Genomic DNA, 13,680 nt, shown 5'->3' on the forward strand with positions numbered 1-13,680 from the left:
CTAACGAGGATGACGGGGTTCTCGATGAACGTATCGCAAGTGCCCGGACGATGCGTTGAACCTCGTCGTCCCTTTTTCATGACAGCTCGAAGTATCTGAAGCACCGGCTTGGTTGTGCGCATGATGATTTTCCAGCGTCAGTCGTCGGCGTAGGCTGACAAATATTCAAGGACCAAAATGGAAATCGGTATCGACAGTTTCGCAGCTCTTCTCCCTGATCCGGCGACGGGCAAGCTACCCTCGGCGACCGAGCGTATGGCCGACCTTATCGAGGAGGTTGTCGTTGCAGACCGCGTCGGGCTCGATGTCTTCGGTATTGGCGAACATCATCGAGGAGAATTTCTCGATTCTGCGCCGACTGTCATTTTGGCTGCGGCAGCGGCCCGGACTAGCCGGATCAGATTGACGAGTGCGGTGACCGTTCTGAGTGCCGCCGACCCGGTGCGGGTTTTTCAGGAGTTCGCAACTCTCGATCTGATTTCAAAAGGCCGTGCGGAAGTCGTTGTCGGCCGAGGTTCCTTCGTGGAAGCCTATCCGCTATTCGGTCTGGACACACGCGACTATGACGACCTTTTTACTGAAAAGCTTGACCTGTTTCTCAAGCTTGGCGAGACGACCAATATCACATGGGAAGGTCGCTTCCGTCCGGCCCTCAAAGGGCAAGGTGTTTTTCCGCGTCCCCATCAACCACAGCTGCCTCTATGGATCGGAGTAGGTGGCACGCCGCAATCCTTCACTCGTGCCGGTGCGCTTGGCCTGCCGCTGGTGGTCGCAATTATCGGCGGGAGCTTCGAACGCTTCCGCCCGCTTGTCGATCTTTATCGCGAAGCGGGTAAGCGCGCGGGACACAGCCCTGAGAGGCTTAGGGTCGGTGTCCACGCGATGGGCTTTGTCGGAGAGACCAATACCGCGGCAAAAGACGCCTTCTTCCCGGGATGGGCGCATCTGACGACAAAAATCGGTCGCGAGCGCGGTTGGTCGCCGCCGACACGTGAGCAGTTCGAAGCCATGGCAGGCCCAGGAGGCGCGTTTTTGGTCGGCGATCCGCAGACCGTCGCATCCAAGATGCGGCAGGCCAGTCAGACACTCGGTGGCGTCTCGCGCATCACCTTCCAGATGAGCACGGCCTCTCTCGACTTGGCAGCGATGAAGAGATCGATCGAACTCCTAGGCAACGAGGTCGCACCCATCGTGAGGGCGCCTCGATAGCGAGGGATGCCGGACTTTATCACAAAGCGCGGAGCGCCGAATGGACATCGAGGATCTGAGGACATTTGTCGAAGTTGCAGATGCCGGCGGGGTTTCTCCCGCGGCACGTCGACTGGGGATATCGAAGTCGATGGTCAGCCGTCGTCTCATCCGGCTCGAAGAATCGCTCGGCATTCAGCTTCTTGCGCGAACGACCCGTGGCGCTGGGCTGACAGAAGCTGGGGCGACGTTTCGGGACTATGCGGCCAGAGTCTGTGCCGAGATCGACGTTGCACGAGAAACAGTATTGCCTACCGGTGACCTTCGCGGGCGCTTGCGGGTGGCCGTCCCACTTACATCAGGCCCGATACATTTTGCACCCGTGCTGGCGGAGGTGGCCCGCCACCACCCGCAGCTTCAGATCCATGCCGAGTATAGCGATCGGTTCGTCGATCTGATTGCCGACGGTTTCGACTGCGCCATCCGGGTCGGCGCCCTGCGCGACTCGAATCTGACAGCAAGGCGCGTGGGCCAGATGTACGGCAAGCTGGTGGCAAGCCCGGACTACATCAGGATGCATGGTTCGCCTGAAAAGCCTGATGAAATCAGCGCTCATCAAGCTCTGGTCGGTGCAGAGGCGTGGCGGTTCCTGGATGGCGACAAGATTGTCACTGTTCAGCCCCAAGGTCGTTTCAGTTCCGATAACGGCGCGGCGCTCGCCAGCGCGGCGGCGGCAGGGCTTGGCATAGCCTGGCTCCCCGATTGTGTTACCCATGAATATCTTGCTACTGGCATGCTCGTTCCAATCATGACCCGGTATCCGCTACCGGCGGGTGGCGTCTATGTCGTGCGGCCACCTAGCCCGCACTCTGCACGAAAAGTGCGCGTCCTCTGCGAATTCTTGATCGAAGCATTCGAAAGAAGCCCGCATTTGTGAGGTGCATCGTCTGCTCAACGGCGATGCACGACCTGACTGTGTTCGGAAGGGACGTCGTGGTCGGAGATGTTCTCAACGAAAGGATGACGCCGGTCATCTGCCCATCCTTATATCGTGCTTCGGACATCGGTGACCCGTCCGACTTGGCGAAATTGCCGGCGGCGGGGCTCGAAATCATTTCTCCCGCGCAGTTGATGCTTGCGCGGAACTCCGACCTATAGGATTCGCAACCGCACGGATTTAGGGTTGATTGCCTTCGTCTCCCTTTCCAGTCTTTTTGCGGTCGCGAAAGGCGGCTACGTGCCAGCGGCTGGCGCACTTGGCGCCACAGAAACGTCGCGAACCTTTTTTTGACGTGTCGACGAACGCATCCCGACAGGGATCGGCCTCGCAGATCCGCAGTCTTGAGTAACCAAACTGGCTAACCGCCAATGCAAGACTGACGACGCTGAGCGTAGAAACTCTCTCGACGAGGGATCCGTTTAGTACCGGTAGTGCGAAGTCCAGTGTGTGCGAGCGTGGGTCCAACACTAACCTGACAGGTGTATCTGAAAGCATCGCATTCAGCTCTGCCGAGCGTTGCTCCACATTAATGTTCCCATCAAAAATGCGCCGCAACCGTTCTCGCAGCGCACGTGTTTCAGCGACATCGCCGACCGTTGATGGACCAAACGAATGGCCGAGTGCAAGCAAGAACCTGTCGAGATCTCCAGGTTCCCCGAGCCCCTCTGGTTCAGGTAGCGCCACTTCGTAGTTTCTCAGGAGAGCCTCGGCAAACCCCTCCCAGGCCAGTCGGTTGTGTCTGTAATCTATAATATCCGTTTGACCCATTACAAAAATCCGATACTGTAATCACCAATTCACAAAAAACACATTACATGAGGATTGGGGAAAATGAAACGTCAGGAGGAGGAGTACCGCTTGAGAGCTGTGCATTCGGCTTGGTGGCGGCGCTTCGTTTTAGAACAATTTGAGGGGGTGCGCATCCATGTGCGCGTGCTGCTTCTGATGCAGTTCCTCATGAACCTCGCGACCTTTACTGCAATGCCGCTGATGGCCGTCCATATGGTCGACCATCTTGGTCTTGCCGCGGCTGCAATTGGAACAGTTTTCACCATACACTTGGCTCTCGGTCGGGCGTTGCCGATCATAACCGGACCGCTGGTGGATCGTTTCGGGTTTCGAAATCTGATGGTCTTGGGTCTTTTGGCCCGCTCCGCTGGCTTCTTGCTGTTCAGTTTAGCCTTTAATCCAGCCGGCGTCGTTGGCGCAACGCTCCTCATCGGGCTCGGTACTGCATCTTACGAATCTGCGCTCTACGGCATCTTCGGTCGCCAATCGGACGATACGATCACCAGGGTTTTCGTGCTCAACAACTTTGCTCTCAATATGGGTGTTGTTGTTGGTCCAACGCTCGGAACAGTCTTCATCCTTTATGGCACGATCATGCCATTCAGGGTGGCCGCGCTTCTGTTCCTGCTTCTTGGCCTGTGGTCTATGAGATTTGGGTACTTGGACCACCTATATGAAAGTCGTTCGACCGTGACTTCAAGCTGGGCTGCTGTTTCTACAGACCGGAGGTTCCTCTGGTTTTTGGCGACGACGCTTCCCTGGTGGTTCCTATTCTCCCAGCTTTTCGTGGCATTTCCCCTGCATGCCACACGGGTCGCAGGCAACGAGAGCGCAGCCAACGCTGTATTCGTGACAAACGGTGTGTCTGGTCTGATATTCGTCGTCGTGTCGCTGTTTGCGTTCAAGTGGATCAAGCCACGAGAGATGAATGTGTATTGCTACGCAATCCTACTTCTCGCGTACCTTATTGCTCCTGCTTGGCACTTGCTCTCCTGGGTCCTGCTGGTGGTCTTCATTTACACGGTGGCTGAGTCTTTGATCCTGCCCGCAATCGAAACAGTAACAGCAGAACTCGCTCCGGACGGAAAGCAGGCCACGTATTTCGGCGCACTGGGTCTTGCCTGGGGAATGGGGTCGGCCCTTGGCAGCTACGTCGGAAGCTGGGCGGTTCTGGAAGCTGAAGCTCCCTGGATGCTTTGGGGTGTGAATGCGGCAGTGGCTATTATCGGCTTGGGGCTGGCCATCGCCTTTAGATACACGGAGAGGTCTTTCAATCTGCGCACCGGCTCAGCAATGGGGGAGGCGTGACATGCGCAACGCTTTTGAGCGGAACTTTTCCGGTCAGGTAGCTGAGGATTTACGATACCAGTTGGTAATCATGTGTCGGGCTTATCTCTATGAACATCGCGACCGCAATGGCGCCGGAGCTTGTCAATAAGCCCGCTGTCCGCGTCAACCAGCCGGAGACTTTTTCTAGGTTGGCCAGCACCCCGCACTGATATCGCTTGCCATAGCTTTGACGGTCGCAGCACGTTCATCACCGTCCATGCTGGTCGAATACAGGTGGAACGGGATAGCGGTAGCGGGGTCAACGATCCCCGATCGCGAGGGTTGTTTGCCGCATTCGGATGGTGGTGTCCGGGTTATGCTTTGACCACATGGCGGTCATTCAAGGGTGTAAGACAGATGACTGCTGGAGCCGAACCTCTCCATCGGAGCGGACATCCAGATCATAGAGACGAGAAAGTGACCGCGTTGGTTAGTCGCGGTCCGGGCTTTTTCTTGAGCTATATGATATAGTCAAGGCTGGCGTTTGTCAGAAATGGATACCTCTGCCCATTGAATTCAAAGTTGCCTCGTGAATCATCTCGGAAAGGGTTGGATGAGGAAGGATCGCGGCGACGACTGTGTGATCCGTCATCTCCGCTGCTTTTCCCAACGAAAAGCTGGAGATTACCTCCGTTGCTTCAGCGCCAATGACGTGAGCACCAAGAAGCTCTCCTGTTTCATCATCGAAGATAGTCTTTACGAAGCCATCACTTTCGCCCATTGCGATGCTCTTGCCGTTGGCTCGATAAGGAAAACTTCCGATACGCAACTTCCGGTCTAGAGCCCGTGCAGCAGTTTCGGTCAGACCGATCGAACCGATCTGGGGATGTGAATAGGTGCAGGCTGGTATTGAGGTTCGATCGAGAGAGTGAGGCGATTGACCCGCGATGATCTCTGCACACAACACACCTTCATGACTTGCCTTGTGTGCTAGCCAAGGTCCTGGAACGATGTCGCCGATCGCGAAGATCCCTGGGACAGAGGTTCGGCAGGATTCATCTACGACAACCAAACCTCGCTCGATCTTGACCCCGGCGACATTAAGACCAATATCTTCGATATTCGCGGAAATGCCGATCGCCAGGATCGCCCTATCAAATTCTCGCGAGATAGTCAGCCCGTCTTTCCCTAGCGCGCAAACTGCTCGCCCGCCTTGATTTTCCAGACTTTCTAACTTGCATGAAGTCAAGACTTCTACACCACTCTTCACGAGGCATTTCTCCAAATGGGCAGAAACCTCATGATCCTCTGTGGGAACAATTCTATCCAGCGCTTCAACGATCGTGACCTTCGAGCCCATCGTGGAGTAAAAGCAAGCGAACTCGATCCCGATCGCTCCCGAACCCACGATAAGGAGCGACTTCGGAATGGTCTTGGGCTGAAGCGCCCCCTTGTACGTGACGATGACGTCATCATCTACGTGGATGCCTGGCAGTTGTCGCGCCCGCGCACCGGTAGCCAGGATTATGTTTCCTGCCGAGATTTGTAGGGGAGCTTCTCCGGTCTCAACGGCGATAGACCGCCCACCGGTCAAACGTCCCCGCCCCATGATGACATCGACCGCGTTCTTTTTCAGAAGACCCTTGATGCCGCCAGACAACTGGGCTGCGACCTGTCTGGACCGTACGACGATGGCTTGGATATCCGCGCGAGGTTCGGACGCATTGATTCCGAAATTGGATGCGCGGCCTATTGTCCTGAGCACGTCCGCGGACGCCAGCAGCGCCTTGGTGGGTATGCAACCCCAATTGAGACAAATTCCACCAAGATGTTCTTGTTCGATCAAGATTACTTTCTGTCCCAGCTGTGAAGCGCGTATCGCCGCGACATACCCACCTGGGCCCCCGCCAACAACTGCGACGTCGTATTCCTTTGTCCGCATTGTGGCCTCCTAAAGCATCATGCTCAGCGGCTCTTCGAGCGCCGTTTTCGTTTCAGCAAGAAGGCGCGCCCCCAAGGCGCCATCCACGGAACGGTGATCGACTGACAGTGTCATCGTCATCATGGCTTTGACCACAACAGCGTCGTCCTCTCCTACAACCGCGCGCTTCTCAGTCGCTCCGACCGCCAGGATGCAGCTCTGCGGCGGGTTTATGATTGCTGAGAACTGTTCGACGCCAAACATACCAAGGTTCGAGATGCTAAAACCTCCACCTTGATACTCTTCTGGCTTGAGCTTGTTCGCGCGAGCGCGGGACGCGAGCTCTTTCATCTCGTCACTGATTAGCTGCAAGCCTTTATTGTCGGCATTGCGGATTACCGGCGTTACCAGTCCGCCTTCGGTCGAAACTGCTACCGAGATATCGACATCCTTGAAGCGGAGAATCGCATCCTCCGTCCACATCACGTTTGCGTCCGGAACTCGATGAAGAGCGAATGCGGCTGCCTTTATGATGAAATCGTTCACCGAAAGTTTGTAAGTTGCGGCTGGACGGGCGTTGAGTTCTGCCCTTAGCGCCAGTACCCGATCCATCTGAACAGATGTGGTTAAGTAGAAGTGGGGAACGTGTTGTTTCGCTTCGCTCAAGCGACGCGCGATGGTCTTACGCATCGTGTTGTTGTTTAGCGTCTCGTATTTTTGCCATGGCTGAGGCGTCAGCTGGTTGCGACGAGCATCATTGGCTGGAGTGGCGTCTGTCGATTGGGGCGTCGGCTTATTTTTCTCAATCTCTTTTTTCGCCTTTTCAATATCGGTTTTGACTATGCGCTGACCAGGTCCAGTACCCGTGATGCCAGCCAAATCGATGCCGTGCTGGCGCGCCAGGACTCGCGCCAGGGGGCTGGCAGAAACACGAGGATTTGCGCTGGCTTGTCTGGAGACGGTGTTGGTAACCTGCAGCTCGGGTGTGGCTTGATTTGGCGTCATCTCCACCTTGCCCTCGATCGGAGCTTGTGCAGCAAGTTGTCCCTCCACTGCGTCTCCTTCGGCGCCGAGGATGGCGACCGGCTGATCTACAGGTACGCCTTCGGTGCCCTCCGGGATCAGGATTTTGATGAGGGTACCCGACAACGGCGCTTCAAATTCAAGCGTTGCCTTGTCGGTTTCGATCTCCGCTATTACCTCTCCGGCCGTTACGTTGACACCCTCTTTCACTAGCCATTTGCCGATTTTTCCATCCGTCATTGACGGCGAAAGCGCGGGCATCAGCAGTTTGTGAGACAATTTCTCCTCCTTCTTAGATTCTCGACGGGCACCGTCGCTCTACGGTTCGCGATCGTACGTGTTACGGCGTCGGCGTTGTGGGCGCCGACGAGCAATCACACTGCATCCGTAAGCCACCGAAGAACGCGTTCTTCGTCAGGGAGGCGCCATTGGCACTAGTTCGCTGGAGTAAGACGTCTGTGAGCGATCCTCAGGCAGATGCTCCTTTTGGAGTGGCGATCGCCGCCGCGAAAGCGATGGTGTCAACTGACATCGCATGTATTGGATACAAATGTCAATGATGTCGGGAAGAAATGGCGAATTATTCGCCGTAAACGCCTATATTGGATACATTGATGAAGTTGGCGAGCAGAATTAGTCTGCTCTCGAAGGCGGAATTGAAAGCGCAGCGCCTGTTCTTGCGATGTGTCCAACGAGTATTCTCTCGCCCACTTCGAGATCCATCCGCTTGATTGCGTCGACCAGCAGGCAATGTTCCGCATGCGCTGCCCATCGTGTGCTTTCTTGCGCCTCTTGGGTGAACAGCCGCCGGTAGTGCTGTGTTGTGTTCCAAAAGCGCTCAATCATCTCGGACAAGTTTTTCGCCTCCGAACCTGCGTATGTCATAAGATGAAAGTCGCGATCCATCTTAAGGAAGGCCTCGGTGCTTAAGGGCTGTCGCATCTTGTCGGAAAGTTCTTCGAGCCGATCGATGTGCGTTGAGGAGAGGTTTGGAATGCTCTCTCTCAATGCCAGGGGCTCCAGTCTTTCTCGAATCTTGTAAATCTCCACCAACTCTTCATGGTCGATGCGAGATACCCATGCGCCGCTGTTGGGCCGTAATGTTACGAGCCCATCGCTCTCCAGCTGCCTCAAGGCTTCACGCACAGGAATTCGGCTAACTTCGAACCGACGCGCTAGTTCTTCTTGTCGGATCCGGCTGCCGGGAAAAAGTCTACCAGACAAAATCTCCTCCTTTACAGCATTCGCAACGCGATCGCTAAGGAGATCCGTACCGTCTACGTGGTCAAGGTAGGTTTCTGCGCTCATTACACATCCATAAAGTAGTGCCTTAGCCCAATGGGATGCTAGCAGGCACAACATATAGTGTCCATCGCGGTGGATCCAATCCCGCTAGTGGACGCATCGCCACACGGCTCTGCGCAAAGATCGCACTAATCTGAGCGCCTTCTCTTATGCCGATAAATCCGCGTCATTCGCGTCGATCGTATCCAAAGATGGCATATCGTGCGCTATAAACTTCGTAAAACGGCGGGCAGATCAATAAAATGTATCCAATTGTTGACTTCCGTGGCGTGGTGATGTCTTATGCATGCGTGATCGAGCTATTCATGCTCGACGGCGCAAAATGGGAGGAGCTCATGCTGCGCCGAGATCGTATCCATTCGTCGCAAGGACGGGGATCCCGGCATCTCAAAAGTGAAAAGGGAGGAAGTATGCGTACTTTTTTTTTAAGCTCGGCGCTTGGAGCTTTGATTGCTGCGTCGACGGTTGTTACCGCTGCTGCCGCTGACAAGGCAAAGGTCTTTCTTTCGATGAGCTACATTGGCAACGACTGGCAGGCGGAAGCCGCCAATACGGTGCGCGCCATGGCGCTTTCAAAGGATCTCAAGGATAAGATCGATCTGGAGGTTCAGGTTGCAGGGCCTAACGCGCAGAAGCAGATCCAGCAGATCAATGCGATGGTGCAGGCAGGTGCCAAAGCGATTGTAGTCTATCCGATTTCGCCGACTGCCCTCAACCTGGTCGTCCGGAATGCGTGCTCGAAGGGCGTACACATTTTCACGTACGACGCCGAAATTACAGAGCTCTGCGCCCACAACGTTCACATCGATCAAAAGGAAGCCGGCACCAAGGCCGCGCAATGGTTGGCAGACAGACTCGGCGGCAAGGGCAATATCGTCTATCTCTCCGGCGTCCCCGGCACATCGACGGACACCCTCCGAACGGAAGGTTCGATGGAGGTTTTCGCCAAGTATCCTGAGATCAAGGTGGTTGCTCAAACGCCGGGCATGTGGAGCCAGGCGGTTACTCGCACAGAGATGTCTAAAGTGCTCGCAACGCGTGACTGGAAGGACATCGATGGTGTTCTCGGTCAGGCAGGTTGCTTCACGATTTTTTCCATGCAGGACGAAGCCGGCATCCCAGACGATCAGAAAAAGCCGTGCTCTGGGGAGGGCTCGAACGGTCATCGCATTCAGATGCTGCCGTTGGATGCGGCGGTAGATGGCGCAAATGGTAGCTACCGACCAATGGCAGCGCCGAGTTTCTCGTACGCATCGCCCCCCGTTTCTGCCGCCTACGCTCTGAAACTGGCTGCTAAGGCAATCGAAGGTCAAGAAATTCCTCACGACGTGATCGTCCCGCTCCCGGAAATCACGAACGAAAATGTGAAGATTTGTTTGGAGGGATCGTTTGAGGAGATGAAGTCAGGCTGCAACGTCTTCCAGCCTTCGATCATCACCAATCCGGGCTGGTTTGCCGAGATCTTTAACGCGGAGACGCCGGAAATCGGACTAAACGCGGCGCTCACCGGTCAGCCTGAATTCTGATTTTCAAACGGACAAGTATCATGAACACCAGTATCGCAGCGGCGATAGCCTTCTCGGCTGTTCGCAAAGAATATGGTCCGACAGTCGCTCTCGACAATGCGAGCTTTTCGATCGCCGAGGGGAGAGTTCACGCTCTCCTCGGCGAAAACGGAGCTGGAAAGAGCACCACGGTTAAGATCCTCAGCGGCCTTGCGCGGCCCACCAGGGGGGCAGTGCAGATCTTTGGACGCCAGGTCTCGATCGACAGCCCCAAGAGTGCGCATGCGCTAGGACTACAGACGGCATTCCAAGAATTGACGCTGATCGGCGATCTCACTGTCGCCGAAAATATGTTGATGCCATACCAACCCGTCGGCTACTTCGGGCAGCTCAAACGTGGTGAAGGCATGCACGCCGTGCGCTCGCACTTAGAAGCCTTGGGTTTGGGCACGATTTCGCCCAACGCCGAAGTCCGGGATCTTGAGTTACCGCAAAGGCAAAAGATCGAGATCGCCCGAGCCCTTTTCAGGAAACCCAAAATCCTGTTGCTCGACGAATCGACCTCGGCATTGTCAGGCAACGACGTTTCCTGGTTGGCCAATATCGTAGCCCAGGAAAAGGCGAAGGGAACGACGATCATCTTCATCACCCACCGCATGCCCGAAGTGCGCATGTTCTGTGATGAGCTTACCATCTTGAGAAACGGAAAAACGGTCGGCAGTTATGGCCTCGACGATGTTACCGACGACCAAGTAATCGAGCTGATTGTCGGCAGGTCTATCGAGAAGGTGTTTCCCAAGATTCCGCCGGTCGACAGATCCAAGCCGCCCGTTCTAGACGTCAGGAACTTGTCCGCCGGACGGTGCGAGGATGTTTCCTTCGCGATCCGCCCGGGTGAAGTGGTCGGCGTCGCCGGGCTCCAAGGCATGGGGCAGAGGGATTTGTTCCTATCGCTGTTTGGAGATGTCCCACGGCGGTCAGGATCGATCCAGGTGGATGGGAATGAGGTTCGCATCCAGTCGCCGCGGGACGCCATCAAGGCGAATATCGGGATTAGTTTCGTTCCCGAGGAGAGAAAGACCGACGCCCTCTTTTTGCGTTTGGACGGTCGGCGCAACGTCACCCTTCCAGTAATTGAACATTTCACGAAATGGGGTTTGATAGATTTCGACGAAGAAGAGAAGGCGGTCATGGGCAGCCTTCGCCGCGTCCAAGTTGCTGATCGCGCGCTCGATGCGCCGGCAAGCGCGTTTAGCGGCGGTAACCAACAGAAGATCGTCATGGCGAAGTGGTTGCTTTCGGGCAGCCGGGTGCTCTTGCTCTTCGATCCGACGCGTGGTGTCGACGTGGGCACAAAGCACGAAATCTACGGCCTCATCAATGACTATGCTGCAGCTGGCGGCGCGGTCATGATCTACTCGACCGAGATCGAAGAGGTCGTCCACCTCAGTCATAGGGTGCTTGTATTTTACCGCGGCAGAATTCGGCGCGAGATAGATGCTGCAAAGGAGCAGATCACGGAATCGGCCATCATTCGAGCGGCCCTCGGGTCGGATGAAGCCAGATTGGAAGGGGCGGTACAATGAACGTTGCCCAACAAGGCGTAACGATGACGAGCACGCGAGTAATTGGTCCAATCGTAAACCTGTCGCGACACAGCGGTCTCATGATCGCAGCCGGGTTTCTCACGCTTCTCCTGGTTGCAGTCAATTTGCTGTCTGCTTCGGCCTTCGGATACTTCGACCTCTTATATCTTTCCTCCGGCGGACTTGCGCTCGCCATTGCAGCCGTTGGCGCGACGGTCGTCATCTTGACCGGAGGGTTCGATCTGAGCGCCGGTGCGATAATTTCGCTCGTAAACGTAATCGTTGCGACCCAACTGTCTGACGATCCCGCAAATCATCTCGTTATGTCTCTACTTGGAGTGTTGGTGGGTGCCCTGGTGGGCATGTTCAACGGCTTCTTCGTAGCGTTCTTGAAGCTTCAGTCCATTGTGGTGACATTGTCTACAATGTTCATTGCCGGTGGCATCACGCTGCTTATCTTGGACAAGCCGGGCGGCTATGTCCCCGCATCATTTTCAAACTTCTTCGTTGGTTCGGCCATTGAAAACGTTTTGCCGTCAGCTGTCGTGGTACTTGCGGTGGTAGCGCTGCTTTGGATTGGCATCAAGAACAGCAGATTTGGCGTAAGTATATATGCGATCGGAAGCGATCAGGAATCCGCAGCTGCTGCGGGTATCAACGTTCGTGCAGTTAAGCTTGCGGCCTATGGTCTCGCTGGTGCTTTCTACGGTTTGGCGGGGGTTGTCATCACCGCACAGACAGCGACAGCCGATCCGCTGGTGGGAGAGCCGCTTCTCTTGCAGATATTCACAGCGGTAGTGCTCGGTGGGACCCTTCTTGGAGGTGGTCGCGGGGGCAGCATCGGCTCTTTGGTCGGTGCTTATAGCTTGATGCTGATCGTCAACATCCTTCTTGTTCTCAATGTATCGGCCTACTATTCGACAATTGTGGAAGGTTGTGTTCTTGTCGCGGCTGCCCTAGCCGGAGCATGGCGAACGCAGAGCATTCGTAATTGGTTGTCTCAACTTTCGGCACGCCTCACTTGGCGCCCGGGATCCAATGGCTCTCAAGGTCTCGTCAAGCTGATTGAGCCGTTGAAGGCGACATTGCCAAAAGCCAGCTGGGCTATGCGTCATCGAGATGCGCTCCGACACGTGCTACCTGCCTATGCCTGCTTCGCCGTCGTGGTGCTACTGACCTCAATTCTCATCAAGCCTATCGACTTTTCCTATGTGAATTCGCTTCTGGTTCTTAGCTCGTTCCTTATTATCCTGGCATTGGGGCAGGGGACCGTCATACTGGGGGGAGGACTCGATCTTTCGATCCCGTGGGCTATCGGTTTGTGCGGGATATTGATCGGTGGATGGCTGCACGGCGACGATGGAGCCCTCTGGTGGGCCGTACCTCTGACCCTCCTGGTGGGTGCAATGATTGGATTTGCGAATGGGATTGGCGTCGTTGTCTTCCAACTTCCCGCGATCGTCGTCACACTAGCAATGAATGGAGTCCTGCAAGGCATTGCCATGCTTTACAGTAATGGAACGCCTGATGGCTTTGCATCTCCCGGGCTTCGTTGGCTGATGACGGGACGATTAATTGGCTTCACCCCGGTTGTCTGGCTTGTTGCAGTGTTCGCTCTTTTTGGGATCATTCTGCTGTCGCGGACCGCGTTGGGCCGCCGGATATACGCGATCGGCAACAGTCCAAGGGTGGCACGTCTTTCCGGCGTCAATGTGGGAAGGGTCATGGTCAGCGTATACATGCTCAGCGGTTTTTGCTCTGCCCTCGTCGGCATTCTTCTGACAGGATTTGGCGGACAAGCCAGCCTTGGAATGGGCAATGTCTACCTGCTGCCGTCCATTGCCGTCGTTATCATCGGGGGAACACTGATCACCGGCGGGCGAGGATACTACATCGGAATGATCGGCGGCGTCTTGTTGCTGACCGGTTTGCAGACGCTGCTCGCTGGCACGACGATCCCCAACTCCGCCCGCGAAATAATCTACGGATTTGTTGTCCTCATCGCAGTGGTTCTGCTGCGTGAGAAAAGGGCCGGATAGTCCTCCAAGAAACCGGCCGCCATCGCAGGAGGCCACCCAGAAGCCCGCCCAACAC

10 protein-coding genes are annotated in these 13,680 nt (G+C 55.7%); 6 read left to right on the plus strand and 4 right to left on the minus strand.

The features are described 5' to 3' along the window. Nucleotides 1-177: 177 nt before the first annotated feature. Both C6558_RS32460 and C6558_RS32465 read left to right on the plus strand, forming a co-directional pair. The gene (locus C6558_RS32460; RefSeq protein ID WP_107028251.1) at nt 178-1,209 is read left to right on the plus strand and encodes an LLM class flavin-dependent oxidoreductase; all 1,032 of its coding nucleotides are present in this window, start codon (nt 178-180) and stop codon (nt 1,207-1,209) included. A gap of 40 nt (nt 1,210-1,249) precedes the next feature. Next, nucleotides 1,250-2,125, plus strand: coding sequence for a LysR family transcriptional regulator (locus C6558_RS32465; protein WP_107028252.1), 876 nt, complete (start codon nt 1,250-1,252; stop codon nt 2,123-2,125). 240 nt (nt 2,126-2,365) lie between these two features. Here the strand turns inward: C6558_RS32465 and C6558_RS32475 are convergent, their stop codons facing one another. Further along, complete coding sequence (locus C6558_RS32475) at nt 2,366-2,956, minus strand: CGNR zinc finger domain-containing protein (RefSeq protein WP_107028254.1); 591 nt, start codon at nt 2,954-2,956, stop codon at nt 2,366-2,368. Nucleotides 2,957-3,019: 63 nt separating this feature from the next. Between C6558_RS32475 and C6558_RS32480 the strand changes: the two genes are divergently transcribed. Next, a complete protein-coding gene (locus tag C6558_RS32480; RefSeq protein WP_107028255.1) occupies nt 3,020-4,285 on the plus strand; it encodes an MFS transporter in 1,266 nt (421 codons plus the stop codon). Nucleotides 4,286-4,793: 508 nt separating this feature from the next. Here C6558_RS32480 and lpdA read toward each other — a convergent pair. The 3 genes from lpdA to C6558_RS32495 form a co-directional block, all read right to left on the minus strand. Continuing rightward, entirely contained in the window at nt 4,794-6,188 is a 1,395-nt protein-coding gene (lpdA, locus tag C6558_RS32485; protein WP_107028256.1) for a dihydrolipoyl dehydrogenase, read from the minus strand. Nucleotides 6,189-6,197: 9 nt separating this feature from the next. Next, a complete protein-coding gene (locus tag C6558_RS32490) occupies nt 6,198-7,469 on the minus strand; it encodes a pyruvate dehydrogenase complex dihydrolipoamide acetyltransferase (protein ID WP_107028257.1) in 1,272 nt (423 codons plus the stop codon). Between the two features lie 354 nt (nt 7,470-7,823). Further along, the gene (locus C6558_RS32495; protein ID WP_107028258.1) at nt 7,824-8,498 is read right to left on the minus strand and encodes a GntR family transcriptional regulator; all 675 of its coding nucleotides are present in this window, start codon (nt 8,496-8,498) and stop codon (nt 7,824-7,826) included. 239 nt (nt 8,499-8,737) lie between these two features. Here C6558_RS32495 and C6558_RS32500 point away from each other — a divergent pair, with 239 nt between their 5' ends. Genes C6558_RS32500 through C6558_RS32510 form a run of 3 tightly spaced genes read left to right on the plus strand, consistent with a single transcriptional unit; the run spans nt 8,738 to nt 13,625 of the window. Then, nucleotides 8,738-10,021, plus strand: coding sequence for a sugar ABC transporter substrate-binding protein (locus C6558_RS32500; RefSeq protein ID WP_245449251.1), 1,284 nt, complete (start codon nt 8,738-8,740; stop codon nt 10,019-10,021). A 20-nt stretch (nt 10,022-10,041) separates the two neighbouring features. Next, complete coding sequence (locus C6558_RS32505; protein WP_107028260.1) at nt 10,042-11,586, plus strand: sugar ABC transporter ATP-binding protein; 1,545 nt, start codon at nt 10,042-10,044, stop codon at nt 11,584-11,586. Next, the gene (locus C6558_RS32510; RefSeq protein WP_245449252.1) at nt 11,583-13,625 is read left to right on the plus strand and encodes an ABC transporter permease; all 2,043 of its coding nucleotides are present in this window, start codon (nt 11,583-11,585) and stop codon (nt 13,623-13,625) included. Before C6558_RS32505 ends, C6558_RS32510 begins: the two co-directional genes overlap by 4 nt. The last annotated feature ends 55 nt before the right edge of the window (nt 13,626-13,680 follow it).

Source organism: Ensifer sp. NM-2, assembly GCF_003024455.1.
GTDB classification, from domain to species: domain Bacteria; phylum Pseudomonadota; class Alphaproteobacteria; order Rhizobiales; family Rhizobiaceae; genus Ensifer; species Ensifer canadensis.

Coding starts and splice junctions, on each gene's coding strand:
- C6558_RS32465 (WP_107028252.1), top strand. CDS start 1,250: ATGGACATCGAGGATCTGAGGACATTTGTCGAAGTTGCAGATGCCGGC.
- C6558_RS32510 (WP_245449252.1), top strand. CDS start 11,583: ATGAACGTTGCCCAACAAGGCGTAACGATGACGAGCACGCGAGTAATT.
- C6558_RS32475 (WP_107028254.1), bottom strand. CDS start 2,956: ATGGGTCAAACGGATATTATAGATTACAGACACAACCGACTGGCCTGG.
- C6558_RS32460 (WP_107028251.1), top strand. CDS start 178: ATGGAAATCGGTATCGACAGTTTCGCAGCTCTTCTCCCTGATCCGGCG.
- C6558_RS32500 (WP_245449251.1), top strand. CDS start 8,738: ATGTATCCAATTGTTGACTTCCGTGGCGTGGTGATGTCTTATGCATGC.
- C6558_RS32505 (WP_107028260.1), top strand. CDS start 10,042: ATGAACACCAGTATCGCAGCGGCGATAGCCTTCTCGGCTGTTCGCAAA.
- lpdA (WP_107028256.1), bottom strand. CDS start 6,188: ATGCGGACAAAGGAATACGACGTCGCAGTTGTTGGCGGGGGCCCAGGT.
- C6558_RS32480 (WP_107028255.1), top strand. CDS start 3,020: ATGAAACGTCAGGAGGAGGAGTACCGCTTGAGAGCTGTGCATTCGGCT.
- C6558_RS32495 (WP_107028258.1), bottom strand. CDS start 8,498: ATGAGCGCAGAAACCTACCTTGACCACGTAGACGGTACGGATCTCCTT.